Raw genomic sequence first — 17309 nt, forward strand, 5'->3', positions numbered from 1 at the left:
CAATGCGGCCCCTGGTGACTCAACCGACTGGCACAACCCTCGCTGGGGCGGCTGGCGATGTCAGCCTATCAGCGCAGCGGCTGAGCCTGGCCGACAGCTTTGTCAGCGGCTGTTTCCACCTGCGGGTTGGCAGGCCATGCAGTGCGGTCCAGGTCCAGGTCGGCGAACTTGGCCGAATCGAACACAGGCTGCTTGATGCCAGCCTTGCGCTGGTCATCGTAGTCGCGCATCACACGCAGGCCGACCTTGAACAGCAGGGCCAAGGCCATCAGGTTGACGAAGGCCAGGCACGTCATGGTGATGTCAGCGAAGGCGAACACGGTGGTCAGGTCCTGCATGGAGCCCCACACGACCAGCGCCAGCACCAAGGCACGGAAGCCCATCAATACTGCCCGGTTACGGGTGAGGAACTGCAGGCTGTTCTCACCCAGGTAGTAGTTGTAGAGGATGCAGGTGAACACGAACAGCGACAGGGCCACGCTGACGAAGATACGGCCCCAGTCGCCTACCACGGCAGCCAGCGAGTTCTGGGTCAGGACAATGCCATCGCCCTCGAAGCCAGGGGTGTAGAAGCCCGACAGCAGGATCAGCAGCGCGGTGCAGGTGCAGATCACGAACGTATCGAGGAACACGCTGAACGCCTGTACCACACCCTGGGCACCTGGGTGCTTCACGGCTGCGACGGCGGCCACGTTCGGTGCGCTGCCAAGGCCGGCTTCGTTGGCGAATACGCCACGCTTCACGCCCATGACGATGGCGCTGCCCAGCAGGCCGCCAAACGCCGGGTCAAGACCGAAAGCGCTCTTGAAGATGGTTTCGAGCATGGCCGGCACGTGTTCGATCTGGGTACCGATCACGTACAGGGTCACGCCGATGTAGGCCAGGGTCTTGATCGGTACGAGCAGGTCGGACACCGCCGCGATGCGCTTGATGCCACCAATGAAGGTGATGGCCAACAGCACTGCCAGCACGATGCCGGTGTGGCGCGGGTCGAAGTGGAAGGCGTTTTGCAGCGAGTGGGTCACGGTGTACGACTGCAGGCCGATGAAAGCGAAGCCATAGGTGACCAGCAGCAGAATCGAGAAGACGATCGCCATGCCCTTGTACTTCAGGCCATGCTGAATGTAGTAGGCCGGGCCGCCACGGTACAGGCCGTCGCCGTCGGCGCGCTTGTACACCTGGGCCAGGGTACATTCGAAGAAGCTGCTCGACATGCCCACCAGCGCGGTGACCCACATCCAGAACACGGCACCTGGGCCGCCCAGCGTCACGGCGATGCCGACACCTGCAATGTTACCGGCGCCCACGCGGCCGGCCAGGCTCAGCATCAGGGCCTGGAATGAACTCAGTTGGCCTGCCTGGCCACGCAGCGATTCCTTGAACACACCGAACATGTGTACGAAGTGGCGGAACTGGACGAACCGGGAACGGAGGGTGAAGTAGCTACCCAGCCCCACGATCAGCACGATGAGCAGTTTCCCCGAGAGGAAATCGTTGAGTACTTCGAGCATTGGAAAATGACCTCGATTCTTATTCTTCGTGTGGAAAGACCAGCGGCCGGCAGGCGTACCGCTATTCGTTGGGGCGCATGGTTGGCCATGACAAGAGTCGTTACAATTTCGCGGTTTGGTCTTAATTGATGCGACTTGATGCTAAACTGGCGTCATTCGCGTCACGTAGGCCTTTGTCATGAGCGAGCATTTCGCTACCAATCTCAAGCTGGCTTGCAGCCACTACCGCTCTATCTCCGAAGTTTGCCGCCAACTGTCGATCAATCGCGCCCAGTTCAACAAATACCTGAGCGGCCAAAGCCGCCCGACGGCTTACAACCTCAAACGCATTGGCGATTTCTTCGGGGTGGAGGAATACGAGCTCGACCTGCCCGCCGATCAGTTTTCACGCTTGATCGGCGCGCGAGTGCCGTCTTCGGTCGAGCAAACCGGCGATCCGATCAGCGAGCTGTTTCGGCCTCTGCATGATCACGCGGGCAACCTGTCGCGTTACTGCGGGTATTACTTCGAGTACTCCAACTGCATGTCGGTGCCGGGTACGGTCCTGGTGTCGCTGGTGCATCTGTGGGAGGAGGGCGGTCGCTTCCTGTTCGAGCGCCAGGAGCGTCAGGAGCGGTCTACCGCGACAGACCAGCACGCCGAAGTGCGCTGTCGTTACCTGGGGGCTGCCTTCCAGTTGCAGGACCGGGTGTTCCTGATCGACTACGAATCGCTTACCTTCAACGAAATGAGCCAGACCATTCTCATCCCAAGCTTCAAGAGCCGTATCACCCGCCTCAATGGCCTCAAGGCCGGCGTGTCCAGCGGGGACCGGCGCAATCCTGCCTGTACCCGAGTGGTGTGGGAGTACCTGGGGCAAGAGATCAATCGCATCAACGCGTACCGCCAGGTGAAACTGTACCGACCTGATGATCCACGCATAGATGAAGACATCCGCGAGCGGCTGGATGTGGGCCCGCTCAGGAATGGGTTGTTTGAAGTCGAGTAGGGGGAGCCGCGTCATGCGTGGTAGAGGATGAGGTCGGCCACGGCGCAACCTCCTCCGCCGCAATGATCATACGGCCCCACGTTGGACTTCCCCGCCCGGAAACCGCAAAATGGCCGCTTTCCCTTACAACCTCCGGATCTGCTGACTCTATGCGTATGCGCCTAATGCTGTTGGGTGGTGGCAATGCCCTCGGGCAAGCGCTGATTCGTCTTGGGGCCGAGGAGGACATCGCTTTCATGGCGCCGCGCCCTCCAGAGGAGGGCTGGGCGCCTGCCAGCCTCACCCAGTTGCTCGACGATCATCGCCCCGACGCCGTGGTCAACCTGGCGTATTACTTCGACTGGTTCCAGGCCGAGTCGGTCAGCGAGCAGCGTCTGGCGCTTCAGGAGCGCGCGGTGGAGCGGCTGGCAGAGTTGTGCCAGCACCACCAGATCACACTGGTCCAGCCCTCGAGCTACCGTGTGTTCGATGGCTCGCGTGCCACCGCCTACAGCGAGAAGGACGAGCCATTGCCGCTTGGCCTGCGTGGGCAGGCCCTCTGGCGTATCGAACAAAGCGTGCGTGCGGCCTGCCCGCAACATGTGCTGTTGCGCTTCGGTTGGGTGCTGGACGAAAGCATCGATGGCCTGCTTGGCCGTTTCCTGACGCGCGCCGAGCTCCCCCAGGAATTGCTGCTGGCCGATGATCGCCGTGGCAACCCGACACCCGTCGACGATGCGGCCAGGGTCATTCTCTCGGTGCTCAAGCAGCTGGACTGCAATTCGCCGCTGTGGGGGACCTACCACTACGCCGGGAACGAAGCGACCACCCCCGTGGCGCTAGGCCAGGCGATTCTCGCCGAGGCCGGCCAGCATCGTCAGCTCGCGGTACAGACGCCAACGCCGCAGGCTCATGCCGCGCGCCCGGATGCCAGCGAAGAGCCGCAGAACGCCGTGCTGGCCTGCAAGAAAATCCTTCACACCTTCGGTATCAAGCCCCGTGCCTGGCGTGCAGGCTTGCCGCCTCTTCTGGACCGGTTCTATCGCCATGGCTGATGCCCCCATCCTGATCACCGGCGGTGCCGGCTTCATCGGCTCCCACCTGAGTGACGCCTTGCTCGCGCGTGGCTACGCCGTGCGCATCGTCGACGACCTCTCCACGGGCAAGCGCGACAACCTGCAACTGGACCACCCCCTGCTTGAGCTTGTCGAGGGGGACGTTGCCGACGCCAAGCTGGTCCAGCGCGCTGCGGCGGGCTGCCAGGCCGTGGTGCACCTGGCTGCGGTGGCCTCGGTGCAGGCTTCGGTCGACGACCCGGTGCGCACGCACCAGAGCAATTTCATCGGCACGCTCAACGTGTGCGAAGCCATGCGTGTTCACGGGGTGCGCCGCGTGTTGTTCGCGTCCAGTGCAGCGGTCTACGGCAATAACGGTGAAGGCCAGTCCATCGCCGAAGACACACCCAAGGCGCCGCTGACACCGTATGCCGTGGACAAGCTGGCCAGCGAGCAGTACCTGGAGTTCTATCGGCGCCAGCATGGCCTTGAGCCTGTAATCTTCCGGTTCTTCAATATCTTCGGGCCGCGGCAGGATCCTTCCTCGCCTTATTCGGGCGTCATCAGCATCTTCAGCGAGCGTGCAGTGCAAGGCCAGCCAATCACCGTGTTCGGTGACGGCGAGCAGACGCGGGATTTCCTGTATGTAGGTGACCTGGTGCAGGTCATGGTGCAGGCGCTCGAACAAGCGCAGGTCGAGGAGGGGGCCGTGAACATCGGTCTCAACCAGGCCACGTCGCTGAACCAGATGCTCGCTGCGCTCCAGCAGGTGGTGGGCAGCTTGCCAGCAGTCAGCTACACCACGCCGCGGTCGGGCGACATCCGCCATTCGCGTGCGGACAACAGGCGGTTGCTGGCTCGTTTCGACTTCCAGCGGGCCACCTCGATGGTGGAGGGGCTGGCCCGGTTGCTGGGCAAGCTCCGTTAGCAATCGAGGAGCGCTCTATTGGGCGTTCAGCAAGACGGTAACGAAAAAGGGGCGGCCTTGGCCGCCCCGTGCGTTTTGCAGCGGTCGATCAGAACTTGTAGCCCAGGCCGACCATGTAGACCCAAGGGTCAACGTCCACGTCGACCTTGGTCTTGCTATAACCCAAGGCGCTCGGGCCGTTCACGCTGGCCTTGGTGTCGATGTCCACGTACCAGACGGCGGCATTGACCAGCAGGTTGTCGGTGATCATGTAATCCATGCCCAGCTGGCCGGCGAACCCTACCGAATCTTGCAGTTTCAGATTGCTGAACCCTTGCTGCTTGCGGTTGCTGCTCAGGTCTTCATCGAAGAACAAGGTGTAGTTGATGCCCACGCCCGCATAAGGTTGGAACTTCGACGACGCCTCCATCGGGTAGTACTGCAACGAAAGGGTCGGCGGCAGCTGCTTGATGTCGGCCAGCTTGCCATCCAGCCCGCCGCCCAGCCCTTTCACGCCTACCGTGTGCTTGAACGGCGTGGCTGCCAGCAGTTCCAGGCCAACGTGGTCGGTGAGCATGTAGGCGAATGCCAGACCCAGCTGGGTATCGCTGTCCAGGGTCGCCTTGGTGCCTGCCACCTTGTTGCCGTCGAACTTCAGGTCGCTGCTGCTCTCGTTGGGCGCAGTGGTGATGGCGCCTGCACGTACGATGAAATCACCGGGCTGATACGCGTGCGCAGCCGGGGCGGCGAGTGCCAGGGCCACGAGTGAGGCACCGAGCAAGGACTTGTTCATGGAAGCTCCCAAAGGACGTTGATAATCGTGTAGTCCAATGGTACGGATGCGATTAAACAGAAAGTTTGACCCAGCTCAACGAAGCGTCTGCACCGGCCTTCGGAAGGCTCATCTGAGTTCGTAGGCGTAGATCTTCTCGGCTTCCATCTGGTAACCCGCCTCAGCCAGTTCGCTGCTCGAAGGTTTGACGTGCATCGTGCCCTCTATCCAGTAGGGCTGGTACAGATCCTCTACCCGTACGCCCATTTCACTGACGATGTGCACAATCTGGTTCGACGGGGGCGGGGGCACATGGATGCACGCGCCGTAGTACGGCACCAGCAGAAATTCGGTGGTGCGGCCTTGCTCATTGACTTCCAGCGGCACGATGTAGCCCGGCAGCTTGATCTGCTGGCCATCGAGGCTGTTCACCACCGGTGCAGCGGGCGCCTGCTGGCGCGCGGCTGGGGCGGACTCGGCAGACAGCGCATCGCTGAGCTGCGACATGTCATGCAGGGGTGCCAGTTGCGGTGCGACGACCGGTGCGCCCTCGGGGATCAGGGCGGGCCAGTCGAGCTCCCGGGGCTGCGATGCCCACGCAGGCACCGCGAGCATCACGAGCAGCGAACACAGCAGGCGCCGGGCGGGGCTGCTGATTGACAGGCCGGCGCCAAAACGGCCAGTCCATGCGCTTGCTAGCGCGTCGCGAGCCACGAAGCAGGCGGTGAGAAATCGCATCATCACAGGCTCTCAAAGGTGGATCGACAAGCCATCTGCCAACGACTGTCGATAGGCTCGCCATGCCGGAACGCTGCCCATCAACAGCGCTGCGCCAAGGATGATAGCCAGCAACGACCATTCATGCGTGCTGGGCCAGGCCAGTGGCAGGTACAAGCCATAGTTGGCCTGCACGTAACCCTGGGCCAGGGCGATACCGGCGTACAGCAGGCCAAGCCCGGCAACGATTCCGGCAGTCGCCAGTGCCAGGGCCTCAAGCACCAGCAGCCCGGCGATGTGCCATGGCCGTGCACCGACCGAGCGCAGGATCGCCATTTCCCGGCGGCGCTCGTTCAGGCTGGTGAGGATCGCCGTGAGCATGCCAATCAGGCCAGTGAGCACGACGAACAGCGACACCACGAACAGGGCCTGTTCGGCAGTGCTCATCAGGCTCCACAACTCCTGCAACGCCACCCCTGGCAAAATCGCCAACAGCGGCTCGTTCCGGTACTCATTGATTTCGCGCTGCAGGCTGAAGGTGGCGATCTTGTTGTTCAAACCCAACATGAACGCCGTGATCGCAGCGGGTTGCAGGTCCATGCCACGCGCCTGTTCTGCACTGATGCGTCCCGCACCTCGGGCCGGCACGCCGTTGTGCCAGTCGATATGGATGGCCTCCATGCCGGCCAGGCTGATGTGCAAGGTGCGGTCAACCGGCGTGCCGGTGCGCTTGAGTACACCGACCACGGTAAAGGGTTTGTCGTCGTGCTTGACCAGGCTGATCGCCGCCACGCCATGGGCCAGCACCAGTTTGTCGCCCAGCTTGTAGTGCAAGGCATCGGCAACCTCTGCACCCAGTACCACCTCGAAAGGATCGTCGGCAAATTCCCGGCCCTGGCGCAATGCCAGGTGCTGCTTGCGCCCGTACTGATAGTGGTCGAAATAGGCGCCGGTGGTGCCCATCACCCGGTAGCCGCGGTGCGAGTCGCCCAAGGAGATGGGGATCGCCCACTTCACCCGTGGGTCCTGGGCGTAGTGCTGGTAGCTGTCCCAGCGGATGTTGTTGGTGGCATTGCCGATGCGAAACACCGAGTACAGCAACAGGTTCACCGAGCCTGACCGCGCCCCGACAATCAGGTCAGTACCACTGATGGTGCTGGCAAAGCTGGCGCGGGCTTCGGTGCGCACCCGCTCGACAGCCAGCAGCAGGCACACCGATAAGGCGATGGCGAACGCGGTGAGAAAGGCGGTGAAGCGGCGGTTGGCCAGGCTGGCCAAGGCAAGACGAAGCAGGTACATCATGCCTCCCGGGGTTTGGCGGCGCGATTGAGCTCGGCCAGGGACAGGTGACGGTCGAACAACGGGGCCAGGCTTTGGTCATGACTGACGAACAGCAAGCTTGAGCCTGCCGCGCGGCATTCGTTGAACAGCAAGGCGATGAACGCTTCGCGGGTATCGGCATCCAGCGCTGATGTGGGCTCATCGGCGATCACCAGCTCGGGCTGGCCGATCAAAGCGCGGGCGGCGGCGACGCGTTGCTGCTGGCCGATCGACAGGCTGTCGGCTCGCCGCGCCAGCAACTGCCTATCGCCCAGGCCCAGATGGGCGAGCAATTCGCTGGCGGCCTGGTCGACGCTACCGTGGCGCTCGATGGCACGCTGGGCGCGGCTGCGGGAGAAACGACAGGGCAGCTCGACATTTTCCCGTACCGAGAGAAACGGCAGCAGGTTGAATTGCTGGAAGATGTATCCGGTGTGGTCCACACGGAAACGGTCACGGGCACCTTGGCCGAGTAAGGCCAGGTCCTGCCCAAGCAGTTGGATTCGCCCACGGGCTGGCCGGTTGACCCCGCCGAGCAAGCCCAGCAGGGTGGTCTTGCCACTGCCGCTGGGGCCCTTGAGAAACACAGCCTCACCGGCTTGCAGGTCAAAGGCGGGGATATCCAGCAATGGCGGTTGCCCCGGCCAGGCGAACTCCACGCCTTGCAGGTGGATCAGCGGCTGGTTCATTCAGAGTGTGACCACGGCCTTGGTTGGCGCGGTTTCCACTCCCTTCTGGCCGTTCGGGCCGATCAATTGCACATTGATTTTCTGCGTGGCGGGGAAGGCCTTGAACAGCGGCGACAGGTCGATCTGGGTGAGCTTTTCAGGCGCTGCGCAGGTGAATTGGTAATGGGCGTTGATGTCGCTGTGGACGTGGCCTTTCTCGTGCTCGTCGCCATCGTCGCCATCGTCGTCAGCCTTGGCCGCATCCCCGAACAGTGGGCTTTGCAGTTCTTGCTGGTCTGGCGTGCAACCAGCGGCCGCCGTCAGGGCGAACAACTTCAGGGGCTGTTCCAATTGCTGACGCACGGCGGCTACCTTGGCCTTGTCGGCATCGCTGCTGGCCATGTGCTCGAAGCCGACCAGGTTCATCGCCGGGCTGTCCAGCTCAAGCTCCAGGGTTTTGCCGTCGAGCACGGCATTGAGCTTGGCCACACCATGCTCATGGGCGGCAAGCGTGCCATGGCCGTGATCATGCTCATGTTCATCGTGGGCATGGGCCATCATGGCCAGGGGCAAGCAGGCGAAGGGCAGGGCTAGCAGCAGACGACGCATGGATGACTCCAGGAGCAGGTCAATAGGAGTGGTTATGTTATAACGATTGTTTGGCGGGCCGCCAGCCTCGTGGCTCAGGTTTCATGTTGCGGTAGCATGGCGACAATGACGTGAGTGAGGACCTACAGTGAGAATTCGTGGAATGATCGGTGAGTGGCCGGTGGACTTGACCATTGAGCTTGATCCCCAGGAATGGGCGCAGTTGGCGCGGCCAACCGAACAACTCCCCGCTTCGACACCCCAGCCAGCTGCCGCGATGCCTCCCGCAGCGACGAAGGATGACGGGCCATGGCGGGTAGCCTGCGAGTTGTTGCGCACGGCTGGCCGTATGGAGGGGCCAGAGCTGCTTGAGCAACTGCAGGGCGTCACGGGGGACTTTGGCGCAGCCAAGCGGTTGCTGGTGCGGTTGCGGCACCATGGGCAGGTACGGGTGTTCAGTGAGGGCGAAACGCCGATGTATGTATGGCAGACCGACAAAAAGGCGTAGATGACCTTCAAAGACGTGACAGGTGTACCTGTGGCCGGCTCGCGGGTCATGGATGAACAGCCCAGGCAACGGGTGCTGTGCAGTCATCGTCAAGCTGTAGCCCTCATCAGCCTCCAGCCATTCTTAGCCCTCGGCGAAGCCTGAGCAAGGGCATGAGCAAGGCGGCGTGCCTCACTCGTGCCCTTCACGCCTGATAAGCGTCAGTACATCGCAGCGAACAGCTTACGGCGATACGTACCCACCAGCGGATGGGCACTGCCGAGCAACTCGAACACCTGCAGCAATGCCTTGTGCGGTAGCCCATTTTCGTAACCGCGATTGCGCTGGAACAACTTGAGCAGGCTTTCAAGCGCGGGCTCGTACTGCTGGCGTGCCAGCTGCTGGATGCACAGTTGGTACGTGGCCTCGTCATCTTGTGGGTTCTGTGCCAGACGGCTTTTCAGGTCTGCAACCTCCGGCAGGCTGGCGGCCTGGCGCAGGAAAGTCAGTTGCGCCTTGGCGCCGGCCAGGGCGGCCTTATGGTCCTCGGTCTTGACCGCGTCTAGCACCACCTGGGCCTCGCCCAGCTCACCGCGCTCGGCCAGGCAGCGGGCGTACAGGATCAGGCCTTCGGCGTTGCTATTGTCTTCTGCAAGCAATTGCTGCAGCACCGCTTCGGCTTCGCCAAAACGGCTTTCGGCGAACAGCGCCTGAGCCTGTTCCAGCGGCGAGGCGGTGGGTGGCGCCGGCAGTTGCACATGTGGCTCGAGCATGGTGCGGATCGCCGATTCCGGCTGAGCACCGGCAAAACCGTCGACCGGCTGGCCATCCTTGAACAGCACCACGGTTGGCAGACTGCGGATGCCGAATTGCGCCACGACCTGTTGCTCGACGTCGCAGTTGATCTTGGCCAGCAGCAGTTCGCCCTGGTACTCCTCGGCAATTTTTGCCAGAAGCGGCATCAGCGCTTTGCAAGGCGCGCACCATTCGGCCCAGAAATCGACCAGCACTGGCTTGTGGAATGAATTCTCGATCACCAGCTGCTGGAAGGTGGCATCGGTGGCATCGAAGATATAGGGGGTGTCCTGGGTCATCGCGACTCTCGCAAATCCGTGAATGGCACCACTATAAAGGCTCGCGGCTGGCGTGGTACAGGCTGACCCGGCGGAATTCGTGCGGCTCGGCCAAGTCCGGCAGGGTCAAGGCGTCGAGCACCCCAAGCGGTCGGTACAACGGGTGGCTGAAGTCCCGTACGCGAGAGTCGGCCACCAGTGCCTGTCGGCCCCGGTCGAGGAAGGTATCGAGCAGCGGCAGGTTGGCGCGGTCGTAGAGCACATCGGCCACCAGGATCAGGTCGAAACGGTCATCCTCGGCAAAAAAGTCGCTGCTGTAGCCCAGTTCCACCTGGTTCAAGGCGGCGTTGGCACGGCAGGCGTCCAAGGCCAGCGGATCAAGGTCGCAGGCCACGACCTCCAGCGCACCTGCACGGGCAGCGGCGATGCCGGCGATACCGGAACCGGCGCCAAAATCGAGCACCCGCTTGCCGGCTACCCACTCCCGGTGCTCGGCCAGGTAGCGCGCCATGGCCAGGCCACTGGCCCAGCAGAAGCTCCAGTACGGCGGATCTTCGAGAATGCGCCGGGTTTCTTCGCTGCTAAAAGCGCGATCCATGTTCTGATCATCGATCAGCCATAATTTCAACGCACAGTCAGGCAGGTCGCTGATCACCAGCCGTGCCTCGCCAATCAGGCCGCTCAAGGCCTGTTGCAACGCCACTGGCGCCACTTACGGTGCCTTTTCGAACTGCAGCGGGCCGGTGGCCTGGGTCTGTGCCTGGGTGATGCGCAGCGGCGGCAAGTGCATGATCAACTGGCCTGAGCGGCTGGCTCGTCCACGCAGCTCTACCCTGGCGCCGGCCGGAAATGCCTCGGGGTTGAAACGCAGCTGGTAGGGCAGGGCCTGGCCGGTACCCGGCAAGGTGCTACTGGCCAGCAGCTGTTGCGGCCTGTCGCGGTCATCGATCACCAGCAGGGCAAGTTCTACCTCTGCGCCGGCGGGGATGCCCAGCAACGTGCCGCTCAGCTCGCGCTGATAGGCCGGCAAGGGGCCAAGCGGCTGGGCCTTTTTGGACACTTTGGCGGGCGCCGGAGCAGGCGGTTGTTCGGTCTTGGGCTGGTCACTGCCGCAGGCGGTGAGCAGGGCGGCGCAGCACAGCACGGCAAGCGCTCGAAGTGGCATGGGGTAGTCCTTCAGGGGCAGAATTGCATGGATGTTAACCCCTTTGGCTTGTCTTGCCAGTGGGATGCGCTACCATGGCCCTCCCTTTTTTTGTTGCCTGCCACCATGCACTGTCCCTTTTGCGGTGCCAACGACACCAAGGTCATCGACTCGCGCCTGGTCGCCGAGGGCGAGCAAGTGCGGCGCCGTCGCGAATGCGTCGCCTGCGGCGAGCGCTTCACCACCTTCGAGACCGCCGAGCTGGTACTGCCCCGGCTGATCAAACAGGACGGTACTCGCCAGCCCTTCGACGAAGACAAGTTGCGGGCCGGCATGCAGCGTGCGCTGGAAAAACGCCCTGTCAGTGTCGAGCGCCTCGAGGCCGCCCTGGCCCACATCAAGAGTCGGCTGCGCGCCACCGGCGAGCGCGAGGTCAAGTCGCTGGTGGTGGGCGAGCTGGTGATGGGCGAGTTGCGCAAACTCGATGAAGTCGCCTACATCCGCTTCGCCTCGGTTTATCGGCGCTTCCAGGACCTTGACGAATTCCGCGAAGAAATCGACCGCCTGGCCCGTGAGCCGGCCAAAGAGTGAGCATGCAAACCCCCGCAGCTGTGCTTGACGCCCATTACATGGCCCGTGCCCTTGAGTTGGCGCGCAAGGGGCTCTACACCACCCACCCCAACCCGCGTGTGGGTTGCGTCATCGTCCGTGATGGCGAGGTGGTGGGCGAGGGCTGGCATGTGCGCGCCGGGGAGCCCCATGCCGAGGTGCATGCGCTTGCCCAGGCAGGCGAGCGTGCGCGGGGCGGCTGTGCCTATGTCACCCTCGAACCCTGCAGCCACCATGGCCGTACGCCGCCGTGTGCCGAAGCCTTGGTCAAGGCCGGTGTGGCGCGCGTAGTGGCCGCCATGCAGGACCCCAATCCCCAGGTGGCTGGGCGGGGCCTGCAGCGACTTGCCCAGGCCGGTATCGACGTGGCCAGCGGGGTGCTCGAAGAGCAGGCGCGGGCACTCAACCCCGGGTTCCTCAAGCGCATGGAACAGGGGTTGCCGTTCGTGCGCGCCAAGCTGGCCATGAGCCTGGATGGTCGTACCGCCATGGCCAGCGGCGAAAGCCAGTGGATCACCGGCCCTGCGGCGCGTTCTGCCGTGCAGCGTCTGCGCGCGCGCTCCAGCGTGGTGCTGACCAGTGCAAGCAGCGTACTGGCTGACGGTGCCCGCATGACGGTGCGTGGCGCCGAGTTGGGCCTGGACGCCGAAACCACCGCGCTTGCCCTGAGCCGGGCACCGCTGCGGGTGCTGGTCGATGGCCGTTTGCGCTTGCCCTTGCAGGCGCCCTTCTTCCAGGCCGGCCCCGCGCTGGTGGTGACCGCCGTCGCAGATGACCCACGTTATGCCGCTGCCGGCCATGAACTGCTCAGCCTGCCGGGCGACAATGGCCATGTGGACCTGCGTGCCCTGCTTCAAGCTCTGGCCGCCCGTGGCGTCAACGAAATCCTGCTGGAAGCCGGCGCCGGCCTGGTCGGGGCCTTCGCCCAGCAAGGCCTTGTCGACGAGTACCAGCTGTTCATGGCAGGCACCTTCCTTGGCTCAAGCGCACGCCCACTGCTGGACTGGCCACTGAACCGCATGAGCGAGGCACCGCGGCTGAAGATCACCGACATGCGCGCAGTAGGCGATGACTGGCGGGTCACAGCCGTACCGCTGCCTGCGCCCGGCGTATAATGCGCGGCTTGCCCCGCGCACACCGTTTTGAGGAAGACCCATGTTCACCGGCATCATCGAATCCATCGGCACCATCCGCAGTCTGACGCCCAAAGGCGGCGACGTGCGCGTGCACGTCGACACCGGCAAGCTTGACCTGGGTGACGTCAAGCTCGGCGACAGCATCGCCGTCAATGGCGTTTGCCTGACGGCGGTGGAATTGCCTGGCAACGGCTTCTGGGCCGATGTGAGCGTGGAGACCCTCAAGCGCACGGCTTTCGTCGACTTGAAAAGTGGCAGCAAGGTCAACCTTGAAAAAGCGCTGACGCCAACCACCCGCCTGGGGGGACACCTGGTCAGCGGTCACGTCGACGGTGTCGGCGAAATCATCTCGCGCAGCGATAACGCCCGCGCCATCCAGTTTCGCGTGCGTGCGCCGCGAGAACTGGCCAAGTACATCGCCCACAAGGGTTCGATTACCGTCGATGGCACCAGCCTGACGGTCAACGAGGTCAATGGCGCCGAATTCGAGCTGACCATCGTCCCGCACACCCTGTCCGAAACCATCATGGCCGACTACCGCGCAGGGCGTCGGGTAAACCTTGAGGTCGACCTGCTGGCCCGTTACCTGGAGCGCTTGCTGCTGGGCGACAAGGCGGCCGAGCCGAGCAAGGGCAGTGGCATCACCGAAAGTTTCCTGGCCGCCAACGGCTTCTTGAAATCCTGATTGAGAAGGGGGTGCCGCGTGGCGCTCAACAGCATCGAAGAACTGGTCGAAGACATCCGCCAGGGCAAAATGGTCATCCTGATGGATGACGAAGACCGTGAGAACGAAGGCGATATCATCATGGCAGCCGAATGCTGCCAGCCCGAGCACATCAACTTCATGGCCAAGCACGCCCGTGGCCTGATCTGCATGCCGATGACCCGCGAACGTTGCGAAACCCTCAAGCTGCCCCTGATGGCGCCGCGCAATGGTTCAGGCTTCGGCACCAAGTTCACCGTTTCGATCGAGGCGGCCGAGGGTGTCACCACCGGCATTTCCGCCGCCGACCGTGCCCGCACCGTGCAAGCGGCTGCCGCCAAGGACGCCAAGGCCGAAGACATCGTCAGCCCTGGGCACATCTTCCCGCTCATGGCTCAGCCAGGCGGTACGCTGGCTCGCGCCGGGCACACCGAGGCAGCCTGCGACCTGGCACGCATGGCCGGGTTCGAGCCCAGCGGCGTGATCTGCGAGGTGATGAACGACGACGGCACCATGTCGCGCCGCGCCGAACTGGAAGTGTTCGCTGCCGAGCACGGCCTGAAGATCGGCACCATCGCCGATCTCATTCACTACCGCATGATCCACGAGCGCACCGTGCAGCGGGTTTCCGAGCAGTCGGTGGAAAGCGAGCTGGGCGAGTTCAACCTGGTCACCTACCGCGATGCGGTTGAAGGTGACGTGCACATGGCCTTGACCCTGGGCGCCATCTGCGCCGAAGAGCCCACCCTGGTGCGCGTGCACAACATGGACCCGCTGCGCGACCTGCTGCTGGTCAAGCAGCCGGGTCGCTGGAGCCTGCGCGCCGCCATGGCCGCCGTGGCCGAAGCCGGAAGCGGTGTGGTGCTGCTGCTGGGGCACCCGCTCGATGGCGATGTGCTGCTTGCGCATATTCGCGAAAGTGCAGGCGATGCACCGGCCAAGACCCCGACCACCTACAGCACCGTGGGTGCCGGTTCGCAGATCCTGCGTGACCTCGGCGTGCGCAAGATGCGCCTGATGAGTTCGCCGATGAAGTTCAATGCGATATCCGGATTCGACCTGGAAGTTGTAGAATACGTGCCCTCCGAGTGACTTGAGGCGGCAATGACGCCCTGCAGCTCGAGTCCATACCCCTGTCGAGGCCGCCAGCAAGCGGCCTTGCGTTTGAAGATGAGAATATCGCAATGACCCTGAAGACCATCGAAGGTACCTTCATTGCCCCCAAAGGTCGCTATGCTTTGGTGGTTGGCCGCTTCAACAGCTTCGTCGTCGAAAGCCTGGTAAGTGGTGCCGTTGATGCCCTGGTACGCCATGGTGTCAGCGAAAACGACATCACCATCATCCGTGCGCCTGGTGCGTTCGAGATTCCGCTGGTTGCCCAGAAGGTCGCCCAGCAAGGTGCTTACGACGCGATCATCGCGCTGGGCGCTGTAATCCGTGGCGGCACCCCGCACTTTGAATACGTGGCGGGCGAGTGCACCAAGGGCCTGGCTCAGGTGTCCATGGAGTTCGGTGTTCCTGTGGCGTTCGGCGTACTGACCGTCGACTCCATCGAACAGGCCATCGAACGTTCCGGCACCAAGGCCGGCAACAAAGGTGCAGAAGCTGCCCTGTCTGCCCTGGAAATGGTAAGCCTGCTGGCGCAGTTGGAGGCCAAGTGATTAGCGACGAAAGCGATCGTTTCAACCCGCGCGATCCCAAGCCTGCGGATGCCGGCAAGCCATCGAAAAGCGCCAAACGCCGTGAAGCCCGCAAGCTCGCGACCCAGGCACTGTATCAATGGCACATGGCGCATCATTCGTTGAACGAGATCGAAGCGCAGTTTCGGGTCGATAACGATTTTGCAGATGTCGACGGCGCCTACTTCCGTGAAATCCTGCATGGCGTTCCGGCCATCAAGGGCGAAATCGACGGTGCGCTCGAGCCCTGCCTGGACCTGAGCCTTGACGAACTCGACCCGGTCGAACTGGCCGTGTTGCGTCTGTCCACCTGGGAGTTCATCAAGCGCATCGACGTGCCTTACCGCGTTGTGATCAACGAAGGCGTCGAGCTGGCCAAGGTCTTCGGCGCCACCGACGGTCACAAGTTCGTCAACGGCGTGCTCGACAAACTGGCACCGACGCTGCGCGAAGCCGAAGTCAAGGCGAACAAGCGCTGATTGCGGCGCAGCCTGGCCATGGGTGAGTTCGAGCTGATCAACCGTTACTTCGCCTCCGCGCACTGTGCAGTGCACGGCGAGGGCGAAGGGGTGGCGCTGGGCATCGGTGACGACTGTGCTCTGCTGGATCTGCCTCCCGGTGAGCAGTTGGCCGTCTCGACCGATACTCTGGTAGCTGGGGTGCATTTCCCTGCCGTCTGCGACCCGAAGCTGCTGGGTCAGCGCTGCCTGGCAGTCGCCGTCAGTGACCTGGCCGCCATGGGCGCTACCGCGATCGGTTTCACGCTGGCCCTCACCCTGCCTGACGTCAGCCACGCGTGGTTGGAGGAATACTCGGCAGGATTGAGCCGCATGGCTCACCGTTGCCGCATGAGCCTGATTGGCGGGGACACGACCCGGGGTCCGCTGAGCATCACCGTGACGGTGTTCGGCCGTGTGCCGGCCGGGCAGGCATTACGCCGCACTGGCGCCCAGCCGGGCGACCTGCTGTATGTCGGTGGCGTGCTGGGCAAGGCCGCTGGCGCCTTGCCTCTGGTGCTCGGGGAGCGCCAGGCGCCGCCGGACGTGGCAGAGCCGCTGCTGGCCCACTATTGGGCGCCCATGCCGCAGCTCACCCTCGGTGCCTTGCTCAGAGGGCACGCCACGGCGGCACTGGATATTTCCGATGGGTTGCTGGCCGATTGCGGTCATATCGCCAAGGCCTCTGGCGTGGCGCTCGAGGTGAACCTGGCGCAGGTGCCAGTGTCCCCCGAAGTGGAGGCGTTCCTGGGCCGCGAGGCAGCCGTGCAGGCAGCGCTCGCCGGTGGCGACGACTACATACTGGCGTTCACGGCACCTCCGGACGCCTTGACGCACCTTGCGCACTTTGGCTTCATCCAGGTCTACCCCATTGGCCGCGTGCTGCAAGGGCAGGGCGTGTCCCTGCGCGATGCGCACGGTCAGGACATCACGCCTCGGCAGCGGGGCTATCAACACTTTAGGGAGATACCGTGACCGACCACCCCAATCAGGTGCCTGCGGAGTTCGTTCCGCCATCGGTCTGGCGCAACCCTTGGCACTTCATCGCGTTCGGGTTCGGCTCCGGCACCTTGCCCAAAGCGCCCGGCACCTGGGGCTCGCTGGTGGCGATACCCTTCATTCCGCTCTGGCAGATGCTGCCCGATTGGGGGTATTGGCTGGTACTCGGGATCACCATGCTGTTCGGCTTCTGGCTGTGCGGCAAGGTGGCCAATGACTTGCGCGTGCATGACCACGAAGGCATCGTCTGGGACGAAATGGTCGGCATGTGGATCACGCTGTGGTTGGTGCCCGATGGCTGGCAGTGGCTGTTGGCGGGTTTTTTGATGTTCCGTTTCTTCGACATCCTCAAGCCTTGGCCCATTCGCTGGATCGATCGTCACGTGCATGGCGGCGTTGGCATCATGCTCGATGACGTGCTGGCCGGCGTCTTCGCCTGGTTGGGCATGCAGGTTCTGGTATGGGCTGTCGCGTAGA

21 protein-coding genes are annotated in these 17309 nt (G+C 63.3%); 12 read left to right on the forward strand and 9 right to left on the reverse strand.

The genetic code is table 11. The annotated features are described in order from the left end of the window. Positions 1-68: 68 nt before the first annotated feature. Positions 69-1511, reverse strand: a complete 1443-nt coding sequence (locus FH041_RS20045; RefSeq protein ID WP_027915115.1) for a sodium:alanine symporter family protein — start codon at positions 1509-1511, stop codon at positions 69-71. Positions 1512-1689: 178 nt separating this feature from the next. Between FH041_RS20045 and FH041_RS20050 the strand changes: the two genes are divergently transcribed. From FH041_RS20050 to FH041_RS20060, 3 genes are all read left to right on the forward strand, one after another. After that, positions 1690-2499, forward strand: coding sequence for a helix-turn-helix transcriptional regulator (locus FH041_RS20050; RefSeq protein WP_028687672.1), 810 nt, complete (start codon positions 1690-1692; stop codon positions 2497-2499). Between the two features lie 149 nt (positions 2500-2648). After that, complete coding sequence (locus FH041_RS20055) at positions 2649-3533, forward strand: sugar nucleotide-binding protein (protein WP_033695074.1); 885 nt, start codon at positions 2649-2651, stop codon at positions 3531-3533. Next, positions 3526-4461 carry an NAD-dependent epimerase/dehydratase family protein gene (locus FH041_RS20060; RefSeq protein WP_027915118.1) on the forward strand — a complete coding sequence of 312 codons (936 nt, stop codon included), beginning with the start codon at positions 3526-3528 and terminating at the stop codon, positions 4459-4461. Before FH041_RS20055 ends, FH041_RS20060 begins: the two co-directional genes overlap by 8 nt. Positions 4462-4549: 88 nt before the next feature. Here FH041_RS20060 and FH041_RS20065 read toward each other — a convergent pair whose 3' ends face one another. The 5 genes from FH041_RS20065 to FH041_RS20085 all read right to left on the reverse strand — a co-directional run bounded on the left by FH041_RS20065 (position 4550) and on the right by FH041_RS20085 (position 8526). Next, on the reverse strand, positions 4550-5233 hold the full coding sequence (locus FH041_RS20065) for an OmpW family protein (protein WP_023534960.1): 684 nt from the start codon (positions 5231-5233) through the stop codon (positions 4550-4552). Positions 5234-5341: 108 nt separating this feature from the next. Beyond that, the gene (locus tag FH041_RS20070; protein WP_033737060.1) at positions 5342-5827 is read right to left on the reverse strand and encodes a DUF3299 domain-containing protein; all 486 of its coding nucleotides are present in this window, start codon (positions 5825-5827) and stop codon (positions 5342-5344) included. A gap of 135 nt (positions 5828-5962) precedes the next feature. After that, the gene (locus FH041_RS20075; protein ID WP_140174983.1) at positions 5963-7228 is read right to left on the reverse strand and encodes an ABC transporter permease; all 1266 of its coding nucleotides are present in this window, start codon (positions 7226-7228) and stop codon (positions 5963-5965) included. Then, positions 7228-7938 carry an ABC transporter ATP-binding protein gene (locus tag FH041_RS20080; protein ID WP_028687669.1) on the reverse strand — a complete coding sequence of 237 codons (711 nt, stop codon included), beginning with the start codon at positions 7936-7938 and terminating at the stop codon, positions 7228-7230. The genes FH041_RS20075 and FH041_RS20080 overlap by 1 nt, the downstream gene beginning before the upstream one ends. Continuing rightward, on the reverse strand, positions 7939-8526 hold the full coding sequence (locus FH041_RS20085; protein ID WP_088523675.1) for a DUF2796 domain-containing protein: 588 nt from the start codon (positions 8524-8526) through the stop codon (positions 7939-7941). A 142-nt stretch (positions 8527-8668) separates the two neighbouring features. On the opposite strand from FH041_RS20085, the gene FH041_RS20090 reads away from it, so the two are divergent. Next, positions 8669-9013, forward strand: coding sequence for a hypothetical protein (locus FH041_RS20090; protein WP_140175151.1), 345 nt, complete (start codon positions 8669-8671; stop codon positions 9011-9013). 200 nt (positions 9014-9213) lie between these two features. On the opposite strand, the gene trxA is transcribed toward FH041_RS20090, so the two are convergent. The 3 genes from trxA to FH041_RS20105 are packed head-to-tail and all read right to left on the reverse strand — an operon-like array spanning position 9214 to position 11230. Beyond that, on the reverse strand, positions 9214-10086 hold the full coding sequence (gene trxA, locus FH041_RS20095; RefSeq protein ID WP_027915124.1) for a thioredoxin: 873 nt from the start codon (positions 10084-10086) through the stop codon (positions 9214-9216). Positions 10087-10117: 31 nt separating this feature from the next. Further along, positions 10118-10777, reverse strand: a complete 660-nt coding sequence (locus FH041_RS20100) for a methyltransferase (RefSeq protein ID WP_027915125.1) — start codon at positions 10775-10777, stop codon at positions 10118-10120. Then, positions 10778-11230, reverse strand: a complete 453-nt coding sequence (locus tag FH041_RS20105; RefSeq protein ID WP_028687667.1) for a YbaY family lipoprotein — start codon at positions 11228-11230, stop codon at positions 10778-10780. 105 nt (positions 11231-11335) lie between these two features. On the opposite strand from FH041_RS20105, the gene nrdR reads away from it, so the two are divergent. The 8 genes from nrdR (at position 11336) to FH041_RS20145 (ending at position 17308) form a co-directional block, all read left to right on the forward strand. Further along, on the forward strand, positions 11336-11800 hold the full coding sequence (gene nrdR / locus FH041_RS20110; RefSeq protein WP_027915127.1) for a transcriptional regulator NrdR: 465 nt from the start codon (positions 11336-11338) through the stop codon (positions 11798-11800). 2 nt (positions 11801-11802) lie between these two features. Continuing rightward, positions 11803-12933: a bifunctional diaminohydroxyphosphoribosylaminopyrimidine deaminase/5-amino-6-(5-phosphoribosylamino)uracil reductase RibD gene (gene ribD, locus FH041_RS20115; RefSeq protein ID WP_023535003.1), complete on the forward strand. Its 1131-nt coding sequence runs from the start codon at positions 11803-11805 to the stop codon at positions 12931-12933. 40 nt (positions 12934-12973) lie between these two features. Further along, a complete protein-coding gene (locus tag FH041_RS20120; RefSeq protein WP_023534964.1) occupies positions 12974-13639 on the forward strand; it encodes a riboflavin synthase in 666 nt (221 codons plus the stop codon). A gap of 18 nt (positions 13640-13657) precedes the next feature. Next, a complete protein-coding gene (ribBA, locus tag FH041_RS20125; RefSeq protein ID WP_027915129.1) occupies positions 13658-14749 on the forward strand; it encodes a bifunctional 3,4-dihydroxy-2-butanone-4-phosphate synthase/GTP cyclohydrolase II in 1092 nt (363 codons plus the stop codon). Positions 14750-14841: 92 nt separating this feature from the next. Further along, entirely contained in the window at positions 14842-15318 is a 477-nt protein-coding gene (gene ribE / locus FH041_RS20130; protein ID WP_023534949.1) for a 6,7-dimethyl-8-ribityllumazine synthase, read from the forward strand. Beyond that, on the forward strand, positions 15315-15815 hold the full coding sequence (gene nusB / locus FH041_RS20135) for a transcription antitermination factor NusB (RefSeq protein ID WP_027915130.1): 501 nt from the start codon (positions 15315-15317) through the stop codon (positions 15813-15815). Before ribE ends, nusB begins: the two co-directional genes overlap by 4 nt. Before the next feature lie 18 nt (positions 15816-15833). Beyond that, on the forward strand, positions 15834-16808 hold the full coding sequence (gene thiL / locus FH041_RS20140; protein WP_027915131.1) for a thiamine-phosphate kinase: 975 nt from the start codon (positions 15834-15836) through the stop codon (positions 16806-16808). Further along, positions 16805-17308: a phosphatidylglycerophosphatase A gene (locus FH041_RS20145; protein ID WP_023535011.1), complete on the forward strand. Its 504-nt coding sequence runs from the start codon at positions 16805-16807 to the stop codon at positions 17306-17308. Before thiL ends, FH041_RS20145 begins: the two co-directional genes overlap by 4 nt. Position 17309: the final 1 nt, after the last annotated feature.

Source organism: Pseudomonas sp. SWI7, from assembly GCF_006351945.1.
GTDB lineage: Bacteria > Pseudomonadota > Gammaproteobacteria > Pseudomonadales > Pseudomonadaceae > Aquipseudomonas > Aquipseudomonas fulva.

Bases quoted from the DNA above. Each gene is read 5' to 3' on its own strand.
- FH041_RS20045 (WP_027915115.1), bottom strand. From the start codon at position 1,511: ATGCTCGAAGTACTCAACGATTTCCTCTCGGGGAAACTGCTCATCGTG.
- FH041_RS20050 (WP_028687672.1), top strand. From the start codon at position 1,690: ATGAGCGAGCATTTCGCTACCAATCTCAAGCTGGCTTGCAGCCACTAC.
- FH041_RS20055 (WP_033695074.1), top strand. From the start codon at position 2,649: ATGCGTATGCGCCTAATGCTGTTGGGTGGTGGCAATGCCCTCGGGCAA.
- FH041_RS20060 (WP_027915118.1), top strand. From the start codon at position 3,526: ATGGCTGATGCCCCCATCCTGATCACCGGCGGTGCCGGCTTCATCGGC.
- FH041_RS20065 (WP_023534960.1), bottom strand. From the start codon at position 5,233: ATGAACAAGTCCTTGCTCGGTGCCTCACTCGTGGCCCTGGCACTCGCC.
- FH041_RS20070 (WP_033737060.1), bottom strand. From the start codon at position 5,827: ATGCTCGCGGTGCCTGCGTGGGCATCGCAGCCCCGGGAGCTCGACTGG.
- FH041_RS20075 (WP_140174983.1), bottom strand. From the start codon at position 7,228: ATGTACCTGCTTCGTCTTGCCTTGGCCAGCCTGGCCAACCGCCGCTTC.
- FH041_RS20080 (WP_028687669.1), bottom strand. From the start codon at position 7,938: ATGAACCAGCCGCTGATCCACCTGCAAGGCGTGGAGTTCGCCTGGCCG.
- FH041_RS20085 (WP_088523675.1), bottom strand. From the start codon at position 8,526: ATGCGTCGTCTGCTGCTAGCCCTGCCCTTCGCCTGCTTGCCCCTGGCC.
- FH041_RS20090 (WP_140175151.1), top strand. From the start codon at position 8,669: ATGATCGGTGAGTGGCCGGTGGACTTGACCATTGAGCTTGATCCCCAG.
- trxA (WP_027915124.1), bottom strand. From the start codon at position 10,086: ATGACCCAGGACACCCCCTATATCTTCGATGCCACCGATGCCACCTTC.
- FH041_RS20105 (WP_028687667.1), bottom strand. From the start codon at position 11,230: ATGCCACTTCGAGCGCTTGCCGTGCTGTGCTGCGCCGCCCTGCTCACC.
- nrdR (WP_027915127.1), top strand. From the start codon at position 11,336: ATGCACTGTCCCTTTTGCGGTGCCAACGACACCAAGGTCATCGACTCG.
- ribD (WP_023535003.1), top strand. From the start codon at position 11,803: ATGCAAACCCCCGCAGCTGTGCTTGACGCCCATTACATGGCCCGTGCC.
- FH041_RS20120 (WP_023534964.1), top strand. From the start codon at position 12,974: ATGTTCACCGGCATCATCGAATCCATCGGCACCATCCGCAGTCTGACG.
- ribE (WP_023534949.1), top strand. From the start codon at position 14,842: ATGACCCTGAAGACCATCGAAGGTACCTTCATTGCCCCCAAAGGTCGC.
- thiL (WP_027915131.1), top strand. From the start codon at position 15,834: ATGGGTGAGTTCGAGCTGATCAACCGTTACTTCGCCTCCGCGCACTGT.